The sequence below is a fragment of the Patescibacteria group bacterium genome, assembly GCA_026417895.1.
In the GTDB taxonomy this organism is placed as follows: Bacteria; Patescibacteriota; Patescibacteriia; order UBA2591; family CALHIP01; genus CALHIP01.
Genome location: JAOACJ010000017.1, coordinates 1 through 17133 on the forward strand (window position 1 = coordinate 1; position 17133 = coordinate 17133).

Annotated in this window: 12 protein-coding genes; all 12 read left to right on the forward strand. The window is 34.5% G+C overall.

Features of this window, described 5'->3' with window-relative positions:
- A partial coding sequence (locus tag N2259_03330; GenBank protein MCX7779241.1) for a methyltransferase domain-containing protein occupies positions 1-935 on the forward strand: 935 nt, incomplete at its 5' end.
- 18 nt (positions 936-953) lie between these two features.
- Positions 954-3230 carry an O-antigen ligase family protein gene (locus tag N2259_03335; GenBank protein MCX7779242.1) on the forward strand — a complete coding sequence of 759 codons (2277 nt, stop codon included), beginning with the start codon at positions 954-956 and terminating at the stop codon, positions 3228-3230.
- A 5-nt stretch (positions 3231-3235) separates the two neighbouring features.
- The gene (locus tag N2259_03340) at positions 3236-4441 is read left to right on the forward strand and encodes a phosphoglycerate kinase (protein MCX7779243.1); all 1206 of its coding nucleotides are present in this window, start codon (positions 3236-3238) and stop codon (positions 4439-4441) included.
- 1 nt (position 4442) lies between these two features.
- The gene (locus N2259_03345) at positions 4443-5030 is read left to right on the forward strand and encodes an arginine decarboxylase, pyruvoyl-dependent (GenBank protein MCX7779244.1); all 588 of its coding nucleotides are present in this window, start codon (positions 4443-4445) and stop codon (positions 5028-5030) included.
- A gap of 5 nt (positions 5031-5035) precedes the next feature.
- On the forward strand, positions 5036-6304 hold the full coding sequence (eno, locus tag N2259_03350; protein ID MCX7779245.1) for a phosphopyruvate hydratase: 1269 nt from the start codon (positions 5036-5038) through the stop codon (positions 6302-6304).
- Positions 6305-6402: 98 nt separating this feature from the next.
- A complete protein-coding gene (gpmI, locus tag N2259_03355; GenBank protein MCX7779246.1) occupies positions 6403-7956 on the forward strand; it encodes a 2,3-bisphosphoglycerate-independent phosphoglycerate mutase in 1554 nt (517 codons plus the stop codon).
- Between the two features lie 93 nt (positions 7957-8049).
- On the forward strand, positions 8050-9627 hold the full coding sequence (gpmI, locus tag N2259_03360) for a 2,3-bisphosphoglycerate-independent phosphoglycerate mutase (GenBank protein ID MCX7779247.1): 1578 nt from the start codon (positions 8050-8052) through the stop codon (positions 9625-9627).
- A 26-nt stretch (positions 9628-9653) separates the two neighbouring features.
- Positions 9654-12299 (forward strand): preprotein translocase subunit SecA, encoded by a 2646-nt coding sequence (gene secA / locus N2259_03365; GenBank protein MCX7779248.1) that lies wholly within the window; start codon positions 9654-9656, stop codon positions 12297-12299.
- Positions 12300-12411: 112 nt separating this feature from the next.
- Positions 12412-14016 carry a protein translocase subunit SecD gene (gene secD / locus N2259_03370; GenBank protein MCX7779249.1) on the forward strand — a complete coding sequence of 535 codons (1605 nt, stop codon included), beginning with the start codon at positions 12412-12414 and terminating at the stop codon, positions 14014-14016.
- A gap of 25 nt (positions 14017-14041) precedes the next feature.
- The gene (secF, locus tag N2259_03375; GenBank protein ID MCX7779250.1) at positions 14042-14917 is read left to right on the forward strand and encodes a protein translocase subunit SecF; all 876 of its coding nucleotides are present in this window, start codon (positions 14042-14044) and stop codon (positions 14915-14917) included.
- A gap of 3 nt (positions 14918-14920) precedes the next feature.
- On the forward strand, positions 14921-16009 hold the full coding sequence (locus N2259_03380) for a glycosyltransferase (protein ID MCX7779251.1): 1089 nt from the start codon (positions 14921-14923) through the stop codon (positions 16007-16009).
- Positions 16006-17067, forward strand: a complete 1062-nt coding sequence (locus N2259_03385) for a glycosyltransferase family 4 protein (protein MCX7779252.1) — start codon at positions 16006-16008, stop codon at positions 17065-17067. Before N2259_03380 ends, N2259_03385 begins: the two co-directional genes overlap by 4 nt.
- Positions 17068-17133: the final 66 nt, after the last annotated feature.

A 17133-nucleotide genomic window follows, 5' to 3' on the forward strand; every position in this document is an offset into this window, starting at 1 on the left:
ATGTTAATAAAATTAAACAAGGAGAAATATGGTGGAACTGTCATACTCAAGAAAAATTTGATCGATATCTTCAAAACATTGATGCGCTTTTCCACGACATTCAAACAAAAGGTTATCTTTTAAGCACGGATCAATCAAAAAGAATAGAAGTATATAATGGTAAAGAAGACAAAATATATGAGAGATACGACGAGGTTTTAATTAGTATAGGAAGAGATGGTCATTCTATTTTTCATGACGGGGCACACAGATTGAGCATTGCCAAAATTCTTCGTTTACCCAAAATTCCTGTGATGATTTTGATGCGCCATAAAAACTGGGTTGAGTTTAGAAATAAATTGTTATCTTATTCTAAAATTTTAGGAGGTAAGTTGTATCAGATGGCTTATCATTATGATTTAGATGATATTCCAGCAGAGTACGGTCAGGAAAGGTTTGATTTAATCAAAAATAATCTTTCTGTCATAAAGGGCAGTTTACTTGATATAGGAGCTAATTTGGGATATTTTTGCCATAAATTTGAAGAATTAGGTTTTACTTGCGATGCTATAGAAATAAACCCTCAAGATGTTTTCTTTATGCAAAAATTAAAACTAGCCAATGAGGATAAATTTTCTATTTTTTTAGGCTCTATTTTTGACTATAAAAAGAATGAAAAATTAAAATACGACATCGTCCTTGCTTTGAATATTTTTCACCATTTTCTTAAGAGAAGGTCAACATATTATCAACTGATTGAATTACTAAAAAGACTTGACTGTCAAGAGTTGTTTTTTCAGACACATGATCCAAAGGAAAAACAGATGGCAGGTGCTTTTAAAAATTACTCTTCAAGAGAATTTGTAGAGTTTATTATTCAACATTCTTGTTTAACCCATTACTCTTTGATTAAAACCTTTGATGATGGCCGAAAATTATATAAACTACAAAGATAAATATATTTTTAAAATGATATGCTACCGAAGGTTAAAAAAGTTTGTTTGGCTTTTATCTCTGTAGGATCATTTTTCATTTTATTTCTCCCCCTTTTTGTCTATAAGAACGTAATGTATCCCTATATTTTTAGCAAAATGATTGTTTTTCAGATTTTAGTGGAAATTATTTTTGTAGCTTGGTTGTTCTTGGCTATTTATGATAAACGCTATCGACCGAATTTTAAAAATCCATTAATTTTAACCTTAACTATTTTTCTTAGCATTTTAATTTTAACCGCGGCAGTCGGCGTAGATTTTTCCCGCTCTTTCTGGTCAACCCAAGAAAGGATGACTGGTATTCTTGCCTTCGTTCATTTTTATCTATGGTTTCTGGTTTTAAGTTCTACTTTAAAAAAATGGGAAGATTGGCGAAAATTAATTTTTATCAGCCTACTTTGTTCTTTCTCGGTTGGTCTTTACGGATTAGCTCAAAGACTTGGTCTAGATTTTGTGCTTCGCCCAAATTATCCACAAATGAGTGCGACCTTAGGCAATCCTATTTATTTAGCAGTTTACTCAATGCTTCATCTTTTCTTGACCGTTTTTTTATTTCTAAAAGAAAAAAAACCATTCCGGCGAGGAGTGGCGCTGGGTTTTGTTTTTTTTAACTTAGGAATTATTTTTTTAACCGCTTCGCGAATGGTTATTATGGCCTCTATTACTTCATTCTTAATTTTGGGGGGTTATCTTTTATTCAACCTCTCTCGTTACTGGATAAAATTCATTTTTATTCCTATTTTTATTTTGTTAATCTTGGCTTTGATTGGTGGACTAATTTTTTTACAAACACAGAAAGGAAAGCCCTGGATTTACCAAACACCTCTCTTGATGTATCGATTTGTCTATTTAAGTGAAAACATTGAAAACCGAATTATTCCTTGGCAAGCTGGTTGGCAAGGGTTTTTAGAAAGACCAATTTCTGGCTGGGGTTGGGAAAACTTTCATATTATTTTTAACAAATATCTTAAGCCAAAAGTTTATCGTTGGGGAGAAGAAAACTCTTGGTTTGATAAGTCTCATAATCAGATTATCGACGTTTTATCGTTGACTGGAATTGTCGGGTTAATCTCTTATTTATTAATCTGGATAGCTATCTTTTATCTACTCTTTAAAGAAATTAAAAAAGAACAAGAAAGCCAATCTCGTCTCTCTTTAATCGCTCTAACTCTTTTATTCTTATCTTATTTCCTTCAGAACTTAACAGTTTTTGATACACCAGGACCACTGATTATTTTTTATTTCTCTGTGGCGATGATTTATTTTATTACTCAGCCGCAGATAAATATTAGCCCAGAAAAATCTCAAACCCTCCCCAAAAAATTTCAAACAGATCCAAAATTAAAAATTCAAAACTCAAAACAATTTTCCCAGTCGATTTTAATTCTCTTTTTCCTAATTATTTTGCCAATCATGATTTATAATTTCAATTTGAAACCACTTTACGCCAGTCAAACAGCTGTCAAGGGGTTTCGTTTAAGCCAAATTGATTTAAAAGCTGGTCTTGAATTTTATCAAAAATCTCTTTCGGTTAACACTTTCATTAATCCTGAGGTAAGGTCACTTTTGATCGAGAGTTTCGTTAAAAACCAAAATAAAGTTCAAGACGAAAAAACAAAAAGAGAAATGATCAAATTTATTCTTTTTGAATTAGAAAAAAATATTCAAGAACACCCTAGAGACGTTCGCTACTGGATTCAACTTGGTCAATTTTATATTTCGGCCGGGATGACCGAGGGTAAAAAAGAGTGGCTTGATAAAGCGGAAATGGCTTTTGAGGGGGCAAAAAAACTTTCTCCTCAGCGTCAACAGGTTTATTTCGGTCTGATTAATACCAATTTGCTAAAGAATGATTTAGAAACAGCCCTTAATTTAGCCAAAGAAGTTGTTCAGCTTGACCCTGAAGTGGGGGATTCCCGTAAAGCCTTAGGTGTTGTTTATTTACGGCAAGGTAAATTTTCAGAAGCTATTAATGAATTAGAAGAAGCAGACAAAAAAATTGACCTTTATTCTGATCCTCTCTTAATTTTGTCCTGGTCGAATGCTTATTATCAAATAGATAATCTAAAAAGAGCAATCGAAATTGTTGAAAAAGCAAAAGGACTTCATCCAAATTATGTCGAAATTTATACCCACTTGGCTGTTCTTTATCAAAAAGTAGGCGAAAAGAAAAAGGCTTTGGAGATGGTGAATAAAGCAGTTGAACTTAAACCAAGTTTAAAAGAAGAGGCAGAACAATTTCTTCAATTACTTAAATAACAGCAATGAAATTGAAGTCTTTTAAAAAATTAAATTTAAAAAATAAAAAAGTTCTCCTGCGGGTTAATTTTGACTTGCCAATAAAAAATGGCAAAATTTTAGACGATTCAAGAATCAAGGCCCATTTGCCAACGATCTTTCATTTAATTAAGAAGAAGGCAAAAGTAATTTTGATTTCGCATTTAGATAATCCGCAAAAAATTAAAAGTTATCAATTAAGAGTCAAACAGTATAGTTTAAAGCCAGTTTTTAAAAATTTAAAATTAAAAATCAAAAATTTAAAATTTATTGATGATTATTTTGGCGAGAAAGTAAAAAAAGAGATTGAAAAATTAAAAGGAGGGGAAATCATTCTTTTAGAAAACATTCGTTTTGATTCGGGCGAAGAAAAAAATGAGAAAAAACTTGCCAAAAAATTGGCCGAACTAGCCGATCTTTACATTAACGATGCCTTTCCGGTTTGTCATCGAAATCATAGTTCAGTTTCCGCCATCACTGATTATTTACCTAGTTATGCTGGTTTTCTTCTAGAGAAAGAAGTAAAAAACCTGTCAGAAATTTTAGAAAAACCAAAACATCCTTTAGTGATTTTAATGGGTGGCGCAAAAATTTCCACTAAATTACCGGTCATCAAAAATTTATTAAAATTAGCCGATAAAATTTTAATTGGCGGCGCCTTAGCTAACACATTTTTCAAAGCGAGAGAACTCAATATTGGCCAATCTCTTTATGAGCCAAATATGGTTAAAGAGGCAAAAAAATTATTGAAAAATAAAAAAATTGTTATACCATCAGATGATAAAATAAAATGCAAAAAGAAAAATGCAAAATTCAAAATTCAAAATTTAAAAATAGAGGAGTTGAACAAATTTAAAAATTTTAAAATTCTTGATATTGGTCAAAAAACAATCGAGATCTTTGCTCACTTGCTTAAATCTGCTAAAATGATAGTTTGGAATGGACCGTTAGGATACTTTGAAGAAAAACCATTTGACGAGGGAACAAAGAAAATGATTGAAGTAATAATAAAAAATAAAAAAGCAAAAATTTTTATTGGTGGTGGCGAAACAATTGCTTCAATAAAATTGCCAATTACCGATTACCAATTACCAAAAAATATTTTTATTTCTACTGGCGGTGGGGCAATGCTGGAATTTCTTAGCGGCAAGACCCTACCCGGCCTAAAACCTTTAATCATTAAGAAAAAATAAAATGAATCTACACTTTCTTGTTCCACCAAAAGTCTTTTTTACCAAGGGCGTAGGTCGGCATAAAAATTATCTCCAATCTTTTGAATTGGCTTTAAAAGATGCTGGTATTTCGCCCTTCAACCTAGTAACCGTCTCTTCTATTCTTCCTCCTGGTTGTAAAAGAATTAGTCGAGAAGAAGGATTGAAATATCTTAAGCCGGGGCAAATTGTTTTTTGTGTCATGGCTAGAAATTCAACTAACGAGCCAAACCGTCTTATTGCTGCTTCTGTCGGTTGTGCTTGGCCGAGCGAAGCCGAGGCTTATGGTTATCTTTCTGAGCATCATTCTTTCGGAGAAAAAGAAGTGATTGCCGGCGAATACGCAGAAGATCTAGCCGCTTCGATGTTGGCCTCAACTTTAGGTATAGAATTTGAGGCAGAAAAAGCTTGGGATGAGAGAGAACAACTTTATAAAATGAGTGGTAAAATTATTCGAACCTCTAATATCACCCAAACAGCCGAAGGAGACAAGAACGGTCTTTGGACATCGGTAGTGGCAGCGGCTGTCTTTGTTTTTGATAATAATCAGCAGAGCCAAAATAAAGTTTAAAAATTATGGCTAAGATAAAGAAAATTATCGCCCGCGAAATTTTGGATTCACGTGGCCAGCCGACCGTTGAGGCAAAAATTTTTTTAGATAACAATCTAGAAGAAACTGCTTCTGTGCCGGCTGGAACCTCACGTGGCAGTTATGAGGCTCTAGAATTGCGTGACGGCGACTTTTCTCGTTTCAATGGTCAGGGCGTTTTGAAAGCTTGTCAAAATATTAAAGAAATTATTTCGCCAAATCTGAGTGGTTTAGAGGTAACTCATTTAAAAGAAATCGATCAAAAACTTATTGAACTTGACGGAACGAAAAATAAATCTCGTTTGGGGGCGAATGCCATTTTGGCTTGTTCTTTAGTTTGTGCTCGGGCCGGAGCAAAAGCTACTCATTTACCTCTTTATCGCTATCTTCGCGAAATTTTTAAATTAGACCTTCTAAATTATCAACTGCCAATTCCACTTTTTAATTTAATCAATGGCGGACGACACGCCGATTCAAATTTAGAAATTCAAGAATTTCTAATTTTCCCTAAAGGAAAAGAGAAAATTGCTCGGACGATTCAAAAGGTAGTAGAGATTTTTTTTCATCTAAGAGGCATTTTAAAATCAAGAAGAGGAACCTCAAAAGCTGTCGGTGATGAAGGTGGCTTAGTTCCATCTCTATTAAATAATGAAGAGGGTTTAAAATTTTTAGTCGAAGCTACAGAAATGGCTGGTTATAAATTTGGTCAAGATTTTTACTTAGGCCTTGATTGCGCCGCTTCAGAATTTTATGATCAACGAGGATATTATCGTTTGGAGGGTAAGGAATTATCTCGTCGTGATTTATCCTTAATTTATCAAAACTGGATTAAAAAATATCCTCTTAAACTTTTAGAAGATCCTTTAGAAGAAAATGATTTTTCTGGTTGGCAAAGATTAAAAGATGATTTATTAAAAATGCAGGAAGAGTTATTCATCATTGGCGACGATTTATTAACGACTAATATCGAAAGATTGAAAATAAGTCTTAAGTTTAATTCAGCCAACGGTATTGTCATTAAGCCAAATCAAATTGGTACCATTTCTGAAACAATTGAATGTATTAAATTAGCCAGAGAAAATAATTATAAAATTGAAGTCGCTCATCGTTCTGGTGAAACTAACGATGATTTTATCGTCGATTTAGCGGTGGCGATTAATGCTGATTTTATTAAAGCTGGCGGTCCAACAAGAGGTGAACGGATGGCAAAATATAATCGATTGATGGCAATTGAAGAAGAAATAGAGAATAGTTAATAGTTTTTAGTTATTGGTTGTAGTTATTTGTCAGTTTTAAAACTAAAAACTAATAACCAATAACTATTTTATAAACAAAACAATAAAAACTTATAAAGATGATAGAACTTATTAAAAAAAATAGACCGGTCGTCTTGGTTATTCTTGACGGCTGGGGATACTCAAGAGAAAAAAGAGGCAACGCAGTGTTTTTAGCTCAACCGAAAACTTTTAACTATTTGCAAAAAAATTATCCTTTTACCTTACTGCAAGCCAGTGGAAGGGCGGTTGGTTTATTTCCCGATCAAGAAGGGAATTCTGAGGCCGGCCATTTTAATTTAGGTGCTGGTCGAATTGTTTTAGATGATTCAGTTTTAATTTCGCAGGAAATTAAAAATAAAAAATTTTTCAAAAATAAAATTTTAATTGAGGTTTGTCAATATGTCAAAAAAAATAAAGTCGCCCTTCATTTATTAGGCATGATTGCAGAAAGGCCAACTGCTCATGCTAATCCCGAACACTTAATTAATTTGATTGCTCTGGCTGAAAAATTTAAAATCAAAAAAATTTTTCTACATCTTTTTACTGATGGTCGAGACACTTCTCAACACTCGGCTTTAAAAGCGATTAAAAAAATAGAAAAGAAAATCAATCAGGCAGAAATTGCTACTCTAAGCGGTCGATTTTATGCCATGGATAGAAAAAAGACCTGGGTGAGAACTGAAAAGGTTTATCATCTTTTAACTTTGGGAAAGGGAGAAAGAGCAGACTCTTTTGAAGAAGCAATTAGCCGTGCTTATAATCGCGGCTTGACTGATGAATATATTCCACCAACAATTATCACTAAGAATCACCAACCTACCACTTTAATTAGAGAAAATGATGCGGTGATATTTTTCAATTTAAGATCTGATCGGGCTCGACAATTAACAAAACCATTTGTTCAAAAAAATTTCGAAAAAAATAATCACCACGCTTTCAAAAGAAAAAAAATTTTCAAAAAAATATTTTTCGTCACCCTAACGGATTTTGGTACCCATCTCGATTCAGTGAAAACAGCTTATCCGGCTCAAAAAATAAAAAATTCTCTTCCTATAGTTCTAGCTGGTCTTTCTCAAGCTTATCTGGCAGAAAAAGAAAAGTACGCTCATATTACTTATTTTTTTAGTGGTGGCTATAATGATTCAAGAGGTGGTGAAAAAAGAATTTTTGTCCCTTCGCCATCAGTAGAGAATTATGCCCAAAAACCAGAAATGAGTGCTGATAAAGTGACTGACCAAGTTTTGAAGTTAATAAAAGAAGGTAATGATTTTATCGCCGTTAATTTTGCTAACCCTGACATTATTGGCCATACCGGTAACCTTCAGGCGGCAATTAAGGCGATTAAAGTAGTTGATGGTTGCTTAAAAAAAATAGTTAATTTAGTTGACAAAGAAACGGGATTGGTGATAGTAACAGCTGATCATGGTAACGCCGAAGAAATGATTAATCTAAAAACCGGTGAAATTTCTGTTTCTCACAGCAAAAATCCTGTTCCTTTTATTTTGTTTTCTAAAAGATATAAAAAACTAAAATTGAAAGAAGGAATTTTAGCTGATGTAGCACCGACGATTTTGGAACTATTAAACATTCCCCAACCAAAAGAAATGACTGGACGAAGTTTAATAAAATAAATTCAAAATTCTCAAAATATTTTGGATATTGGCTGTTAATTGGTCTGGAATTTGAAATTTGAAAAATAAGCAAGAGAATTAAAATTTATCAACATGGCAGAAATTGATAAAAACAATAAACCACTTGTCCTCATTATTCTTGATGGCTGGGGGGTAGCGCCGCCGTCGCATGGTAATGCCATTACCCTTGCTCGAACGCCTATTTTTTCTGGACTTATTGCTACTTATCCAACCTATACTTTACAAGCGGCTGGCTTAGCCGTCGGTCTACCTTGGGGCGAACAAGGCAATTCAGAGGTTGGTCATCTTAATTTAGGAGCCGGCCGAATTATTTATCAGACCTTACCAAGAATTGATAAGTCTATTAGTGAAGGCGACTTTTTTCATAACCCTGTTTTTTTAGAGGCAATCAATCATGTTAAAAAAAATAATTCAAAACTTCACCTTTTGGGCCTAATTTCCAATGGTAATATCCACTCTTCAATTGATCATCTGGAGGCACTTTTAGAATTGGCGAAACGAGAAAATTTAAAAAACGTTTATCTCCACGGTATTCTTGACGGTCGTGATACCCCTTATAATTCTGGTTTTAAATTTGTTGAAAGAATTCAAAGAAAAATGAAAGAGATTAATTTTGGTGAAATCGCTACACTAGCTGGTCGATTTTATGCTATGGACAGAGATAATCATTGGTCAAGAATTGAAAAGGTTTATTTGGCTATGACCGAGGGAATATCAGAAAAAAAATTTACCGAACCGCTGACCGCCATAACCGAATCCTATCAACAGAAAGTTTTTGATGAAGAATTTGTACCAACCGTCATCGTTAAAGATAATCAACCAGTGGCAAAAATTGAAGACAACGATGCAGTGATTTTTTTTAATTTTCGAGCCGACCGTTCAAGGGAGCTAACCAAAGCCTTTGTTGTTTCTGGTTTTGAAAATTTTCTGCGAAAAAGAACTTTACAGAACCTATTTTTTGTCACCTTTACTGATTATGAAGAAGGGTTGCCGGTTAAAGTTGCCTTTCCGAGTGAAAAAATAGAATATCCTTTGGCTCAAGTTTTAGCTGAGGCCGAGCTTTCACAACTTCATTTAGCCGAAACCGAAAAGTATGCTCACGTCACTTATTTTTTCAATGGTGGTCAAGAAAAAAAATTTTCTAAAGAAGATTGGCTTTTAATTCCTTCGCCACGAGTTTCTTCTTATGACCAAAAACCAGCCATGAGTGCAGTAGAAATTACTAGACAAGTGATTTTGTCTTTGACCTACGAAAAATATGATTTTATTTTAGTCAATTTTGCCAATCCAGATATGGTTGGCCATACCGGCAACTTATTAGCTACCATTGAAGCCATTGAAACAGTTGACAGATGTCTTGGTCAAATTATTGATTTGGTTTTGAAAAAAAACGCAGTTGCTCTAGTGACAGCTGATCACGGCAACGCCGAAGAATTAATTAATCTTCAGACTGGGAAAATTGATAAAGAACATTCAACCAACCCCGTTCCCTTTATTTTCATTAAAAATGGCTTAGAAGAAAGAAAAATAGAGGTGCCTGATTTAAGTAAAATAAAACCAGCTGGTGTTTTAGCCGATGTGGGTCCAACGATTTTAAAGTTACTCGATATTCCTCAACCAAAAGAAATGACCGGTCGACCACTGATTTAAAAATAGGGCTTTTATTTATTGGTTTTATGAGTCTTCTTTCAAAAATTTTCGGTGATCCTAATCAACGATATCTAAAAAAACTTCAACCGATTCTTGAGAAAATAAATTCTCTTGAGAAAGAGTTGGCGAAAATACCTACCGAGAAAATAAAAGAGAAAACTTTTGAGTTTAAAGAAAGATTAAAAAAAGGTGAGACGCTTGACGATCTTTTGCCAGAAGCTTTTGCCTTGGTCAGAGAAGCAGCAAAAAGAACAATAAAAATGCGTCATTTTGATGTCCAAATTTTGGGCGGTATTGTTCTTCATCGTGGTCAAGTGGCGGAAATGAAAACCGGCGAGGGAAAAACTTTAGTCGCCACCTTGCCATTGTATTTAAATGCTTTAGAAGGAAAAGGCTGTCATCTTGTCACTGTTAATGATTATCTCGCCCGGCGTGATGTCGAATGGATGGGGCCAATTTATCATTGTTTAGGTTTATCGGTCGGTGTCTTAAATCATGAAAAAGCCTATCTTTATCAGCCAAAAGAAGACGGGAGAACAACCAATTTGGGCAGTGGTGAGGAGTTATTAGAAGTACCAAGACAACAGGCCTATCAAGCTGACCTTACTTACGGTACCAACCACGAATTTGGTTTTGATTATTTACGTGACAATATGGTTTATGATCTAGCAGATACGGTTCAGCGGGAACTAAATTATGCTATTATTGATGAGATTGATTCAATTCTGATTGATGAAGCGAGAACGCCTTTAATTATTTCTAGTCCGGCCAAAGAATCGGCTGACCTTTATTATCAATTGGCTCGTCTGGTTGAACCGTTAAAAGAAAATGAAGATTACAATCTTGATAGAAAAATGAGGACAGTAGCGTTAACGGAAAAAGGACAGAAAAAAATTATTAAGTCCTTAGGTTTTGATCCTTGGCAAATGGCTGGTAGTTCAAATCCAGAGGAGGTGAGAAAGGGTTTGGAATTGGATCATCATATTACAGCCGCCCTACGGGCGAAGGCTTTGTTCAAAAGGGACAGAGACTATGTCGTTAAAGATGGTGAAATTGTCATTGTTGACGAATTTACTGGTCGTTTAATGTTTGGTCGTCGATACTCAGAGGGACTTCACCAGGCCATTGAAGCAAGAGAACATGAGATTGGTCGTCAAACCGAGGTAGAAGTCAAAAAAGAATCGAAAACTTTAGCCACTATTACTTTTCAAAATTATTTTCGACTTTATAAAAAACTAGCTGGTATGACTGGCACAGCTATAACCGAAGCTGAAGAATTTTATAAAATTTATAATTTAGAAGTAGTCGTTATTCCTCCCAATCGACCGTTAATTCGTGTCGAACTGCCTGATCGCATTTACGCTACCGAAGAGGCGAAATTCAAAGCAGTGGTTCAGGAAATAAAAGAACGTTATCAAAGAGGCCAGCCAGTTTTAGTGGGAACGACCTCCATTGAAAAGAATGAATTACTTTCTGATCTCTTAAAAAGAGAAGGTATTCCTCATCAGGTTTTAAATGCCAAACACCACGAGAAAGAAGCTCAAATTATTGCTCAAGCTGGAAAATTGAAAGCAGTAACAGTGGCAACTAATATGGCTGGCCGTGGTGTTGATATTATTCTCGGCGGTAATCCACCAGATTTAGAAGAACAAAAAAGAGTCATTGCTTTAGGCGGGCTTCATGTCATTGGTACTGAAAGACACGAAGCAAGACGAATTGACAATCAGCTTCGTGGTCGAGCTGGTCGTCAAGGTGATCCTGGCTCTTCTCAATTTTTTGTTTCAGCAGAAGATGATTTAATGAAAATTTTTGGTGGCGAACGAATCAAGGCTTTAATGCAGACTTTTAATTTCCCCCCAGATTTGCCAATAGAGAATCGATTACTGTCTCGTTCTATTGAGCAGGCACAAAAAAGGGTCGAAGGTTATAACTTCGATTTGCGCAAACACCTTTTAGATTATGATGATGTTTTAAACAAACATCGTGAAGCAATCTATCGTCTAAGGAGAGAAATTTTACAAGAACCAGAAAAAACCAAAGCAAGGATTTTTGAAATGATTAAAGAGGAAATTGAAAAAATTATTGCCTTTCACACTAGTCATGATTTAGAAAAAAAATGGGACCTCAGGGAAATCGGTGAGGTTGTTTCGACTATTTTTCCTTTACCCTCTGACTTTAAAGAAAGTTTCGAAAAAATAAGAAGTCAGGCCGGCACTCGTGAAAAAGATGTTAAAGCGAGAGAACTTCTTTTTGATTACCTTTTCCATTTAGCTCAAAAGAATTACGAGGAGTTAGAAAAGAGGATTGGCGGAGAGAAATTAATGCGACAAATTGAAAAAATGATTTTTTTAAGGTCAATTGATACCTGTTGGATTTTTCATTTAGAAACGATGGAAAATTTAAAAGGTGGTATTGGTCTGCGTGCCTATGGTCAACGAGATCCACTGGTAGAATATAAAAAAGAAGCTTATTATAAATTCCATGAACTTTTAGAAGCCATTCGTAAACAAGTTGTTTATTCAATTTTTAAAATTTCGATAGAAAGACAGTCGCCGAGCTCTCAGTTTCAACAGCCAGCCATTGAAAGCAGAAAAAAAACTGGTAGAAACGATCCCTGTCCTTGCGGTAGTGGTAGGAAGTATAAAAAGTGTTGTTATCCAAAATATGGCTAATTTTCTAATCTTGTCACAGTCAATGAAATTGTTATACTATAAATTATCAAATTGCTAAGCCGAATTTATCTAAATTTGTATTTTTCGCAAAAATTCATAATTTCTTGTCGCTATGAATAAACCTTGGACAGCCTTTATTTTGATTTTACTCTTAGTCCTTTTGGCACTTTTGGTTGACATTCCCCGTTTGCCAAAATGGTTGCCCTTCAATGAATGGCTGACAAAACAAAAAATTCATTTAGGTTTAGATTTACAAGGTGGTACACAACTTGTTTATCTGACCGAAACTGATAACATTCCGCCTCAAGACCGAGTTTCTGCTGTTGAGGGCGGTCGTGATGTCATCGAACGAAGGGTTAATATTTTTGGTATTGCTGAACCTATTATCCAAACAGCCAAAGCCGGTGAGGAATGGAAAATTATTGTCGAATTACCTGGCATCAAAAATGTTAAAGAAGCCATTAAAATGATTGGTGAAACACCAATTTTAGAATTTAAAGAACAACAAAAGAAAGAATTGACTGAAGAAGAAAAAAAAGAAATTGAAAAATATAATCAAGAAGCAAAAAAGAAAGCCGAAGAGATTTTACAAAAAGCTCTTCAGCCTCAAGCTGATTTTGCTCGTTTAGCCAGAGAATATTCTGAGGATGCCGGTTCTAAAGAGCGGGGGGGTGATTTAGGCTGGTTTGGTAAAGGAACAATGGTTCCGGAATTTGAGGAGGCGGCTTTTAAATTAAAAAAGGGTGAAATAACAAAAACATTAGTCAAAACACAATTTGGTTATCATATTATTAAAAAATTTGATGAGCGAACCAATGAAAAAGGAGAACCAGAAATTTTAGCCAGTCATCTTTTAATTAAGACAATTTCAGAGGCAGAACTAACCGGCGAAAAATGGGTTTATACTGGCCTGTCGGGTAAGGAATTAAAGACGGCCCATTTAGAATTTGATCAAAATACGGGCGAGCCAATGGTTGCTTTAGAATTTAACGAGCAGGGGACAAAACTCTTTGCCGAAATTACCAAAAGAAATATCGGTAAACCAGTAGCAATTTTTCTTGATGGTTATCCGATCAGTATTCCCACTGTTAAAGAAGAAATTCCATCAGGCAAAGCAGTCATTACTGGGAAATTTACTCTCAAAGAGGCGAAAGAGTTATCTCAGAGATTAAGAGCTGGCGCTTTGCCCGTTCCGATTAAATTAATTGCTCAACAAAACATTGGCCCTTCTTTAGGTAAAGTTTCGATTGAAAAAAGCTTTATGGCCGGCTTAATTGGCTTGCTGATGGTGATTTTATTTATGATTATTTTTTATCGACGCTTAGGTCTTATTGCTTCTCTTTCTTTAATTATTTATATCATTTTAGTACTAGCCATTTTTAAATTATTACCAGTGACTCTAACCTTAGCGGGAATTGCTGGCTTTATTTTGTCCATTGGGATGGCCGTTGATGCAAATGTTTTGATTTTTGAAAGAATAAAAGATGAAGAAAGATTAGGAAAGACTGGTTTAACTCTTATTGAGGAAGGATTCCGCCACGCTTGGTCAGCCATCCGCGATTCAAATATTACGACTTTAATTATTTGTTTTATTCTTTACCAATTTGGTACAGGCTTAGTACGTGGTTTTGGTTTAACCTTAGGGCTAGGCGTCTTGACGAGTATGTTTACGGCGATTATTGTAACAAAGACCTTGATTAGGTTAACAATGCATTAACTATTTGAATTTTGAAATTTTAAATATGTATAATATTATCGGTCAAAGAAAAATTTTCTTTGCTATCTCTGGTGGGTTGATTGGTCTCTCAGTTTTATTCTTGATTCTTTTTGGTTTAAAACCAGGTATTGATTTTACTGGCGGGACAATGATGGAAATAAAATATCGAAAAGAAATGCCATCGTCCGAAGAGATTAAAGAAAAAATTAAAGAGTTTGATTTAGGTGAAGTTATTATTCAGCCCACCCACGACCAAACTTTTGTCTTGAGATTCAAAGAGGTTGACGAAGAGACGCATCAAAAAATATTAAAAAAACTCGGTCAACCCGAAGAAATTCGTTTTGAATCAATTGGTCCAATTATTGGTCGCGAGTTAATCAATAAAGCAAGATGGGCAGTCATTTTGGCTGTTATAGCTATTCTTATCTATATTGCTTGGGCCTTTCGTCGACTTTCAAAAATTATTAAGAGAGGCGAATCATGGCGTTATGGAGCCGGAGCAATTTTAGCCCTGATTCATGATGTTTTGGTAATGCTTGGTGTTTTTGCCTTTCTTGGTCGTTTTCGGAATGTGGAAATAAACACTCCTTTTATTATTGCTATCTTAACGGTGCTTGGTTATTCAGTAAATGATACGATTGTCATCTACGATCGAATTAGAGAAAATTTTCTTTTCCATCCCAATGAGAAATTTGAAATAACAATTAATCGCAGTCTGAACGAGACGATCATTCGATCATTAAATACAACAATCACTACCCTATTAGCTCTACTCGCTATTTTCTTTTTTGGTGGAGAAACGATTAGATATTTTGTTTTAGCGATGATGGTTGGTATTGCCACTGGTGCCTGGTCTTCAATTTCTATCGCCGCCCCATTTTTATTATTTAAGAGAAAATAAAAAATGAAAATTGCTTTAGTTACCGACCTGCTAACCCAGTTAGGTGGAGCTGAAAAAGTTTTAGAGGTGCTTCACGAGATTTATCCGGAAGCACCTGTTTATACTTTGGTTTATGATGAGAAAAAAACAAAGAACAGATTCTCTGCCTATCAAATCAAAACTTCTTTTTTACAAAAATTACCTTTAGCAAAAAACTTTTATCGCTGGTATTTACCATTAATGCCACGAGCGATTGAAAAATTTGATTTTCACGGTTATGATTTTGTTTTTTCTATCTGCTCGGCTTTTACTAAAGGCGTGATTGTGCCACCAAAAACAAAATCTATCTGTTATTTATTAACACCGACTCGCTATCTCTGGGTTGAGCCCGAAGAATATCTTCGAAATTTAAGAGGTCTGGAAAATTTAGCCAGATTTTTTTTACCGAAAGTTTTAGATTATTTAAGAAAATGGGATTTGACAGCGATCAAAAGGCCAAACTATCTCATTGCCATTTCTCAATTTATCAAAAAACGGATTGAAAAACATTACCAGCGTACGCCTGACGCCGTCATTTATTCACCAGTTGAAGTTGATCGTTTTTTTATTTCGAAAGAAATTGATCGTTATTTTTTAATCATCTCTCGACCAAGATATTATAAGAGAGTTGACTTGGTTATTCAGGCCTTTAATAAATTGAAAATTCCTTTAAAAATTATTGGTATGACCAGGGAAGAGGGGAAAAATCTTTGTCCAGAGATTAAATCTAATATTGAATTTTTGGGCTATCTTTCCGAAGAAGAAAAAGCTCAATATCTTGCTCATTGTCAGGCTTTAATTCATCCTCAAGAAGAAGATTTTGGCATTACTGCTGTGGAGGCGATGGCCTCGGGCCGACCAGTCATTGCTTACCGCGCTGGTGGTGCTTTAGAAACGGTTATTGAAAATGAAACTGGTCAGTTTTTTGACGAACAAACATGGGAAGCTTTGGCTGATACCGTTATTCGTTTCAAACCCGAAGAATTTAATCCAGAAAAAATTCGCACTCACAGCCAAAAATTTTCTAAAGAAATATTTAAAGAAAAAATTAAGAACTTTATCAATAACTTATGAATATTCTCGTCGACATTCGCTCACTTCTGGATAGGCCCTATACCGGCGTGGCTCAATATACGATGAATTTTTTGAAGCAGACCTTAAGCCAAGACTCAGAAAATCAGTATTTTCTTTTTTATAATTCGGCTAAATTGAAAAATATTGATTTACCCAAATTGGACTTTCCTAATCTCAAAATTATAGATTTTCATTGGCCAAATAAAATTTTTAATTTTCTACTTTGGCTTTTTCAATGGCCGAAAATCGACCGATTGGTAGAAAAAAGAATCGGCCAAAAAATTGACGAAATTTTTTGTCCAAACTTTAATTTTTTTGCTTTTTCAAGAAGAAAAAAAATCACGCTTGTTGTTCATGACTTATCTTTTGAGATTTATCCCCATTTTTTTACTTTTAGACAACGTCTTTGGCATAAATTAATTAAACCAAAGAAAATTTGTCAAAGAGCGGAAAAAATTATTACCCATTCGGAAAATACTAAAAATGATTTAATTAAATTTTATCAAATACCACCCGACAAGATTAAAGTAGAAAAACCGCCCATCAACCCTGAATTTAAAAAAATAGAAAAAAATGATCGGCAACTTTTTAAAGTCAAAAAGAAATATCAATTACCGACTGACTTTATTTTATATCTTGGTTGTCTTGAGCCCCGTAAAAACCTTGAAACTTTAATCTATGCCCTTGCTTCTCTTTTAGATTCTAGATTGCCAGTTCTAGATTTCGGTCTTATTGTTGCCGGTTGTGGCAGAGAGAAGAAAAAATTGGAAAAATTAACGAAGGATTTGAAAATAGAAGAAAGGGTAAAATTTCTTGGCTATCTTCCAGAAGTGGATAAATATCTTTTGTATCATTTAGCTAAAGTTTTTGTTTACCCATCTTTTTATGAAGGCTATGGCTATCCGGTTGTTGAGGCTTTGGCTTGTGGGACGCCAGTGATTACTAGCCATTCTTCTTCTTTGACCGAAATTGAAAATGAGAAAATTATTTTTGTTAATCCATACGATTTAAATGATTTAATTAAAGCAATAAAAACTAGTGTCAAATTAAAGCCATGACCGTAATTCTACATCAGTTTTTGCTGTTATTATTTTATTTTTTATTTTTCTCAATTTTTTTCTCTC

Coding starts and splice junctions, on each gene's coding strand:
- N2259_03380 (MCX7779251.1), top strand. CDS start 14,921: ATGAAAATTGCTTTAGTTACCGACCTGCTAACCCAGTTAGGTGGAGCT.
- N2259_03385 (MCX7779252.1), top strand. CDS start 16,006: ATGAATATTCTCGTCGACATTCGCTCACTTCTGGATAGGCCCTATACC.
- secF (MCX7779250.1), top strand. CDS start 14,042: ATGTATAATATTATCGGTCAAAGAAAAATTTTCTTTGCTATCTCTGGT.
- eno (MCX7779245.1), top strand. CDS start 5,036: ATGGCTAAGATAAAGAAAATTATCGCCCGCGAAATTTTGGATTCACGT.
- gpmI (MCX7779247.1), top strand. CDS start 8,050: ATGGCAGAAATTGATAAAAACAATAAACCACTTGTCCTCATTATTCTT.
- gpmI (MCX7779246.1), top strand. CDS start 6,403: ATGATAGAACTTATTAAAAAAAATAGACCGGTCGTCTTGGTTATTCTT.
- N2259_03335 (MCX7779242.1), top strand. CDS start 954: ATGCTACCGAAGGTTAAAAAAGTTTGTTTGGCTTTTATCTCTGTAGGA.
- secA (MCX7779248.1), top strand. CDS start 9,654: ATGAGTCTTCTTTCAAAAATTTTCGGTGATCCTAATCAACGATATCTA.
- secD (MCX7779249.1), top strand. CDS start 12,412: ATGAATAAACCTTGGACAGCCTTTATTTTGATTTTACTCTTAGTCCTT.
- N2259_03345 (MCX7779244.1), top strand. CDS start 4,443: ATGAATCTACACTTTCTTGTTCCACCAAAAGTCTTTTTTACCAAGGGC.
- N2259_03340 (MCX7779243.1), top strand. CDS start 3,236: ATGAAATTGAAGTCTTTTAAAAAATTAAATTTAAAAAATAAAAAAGTT.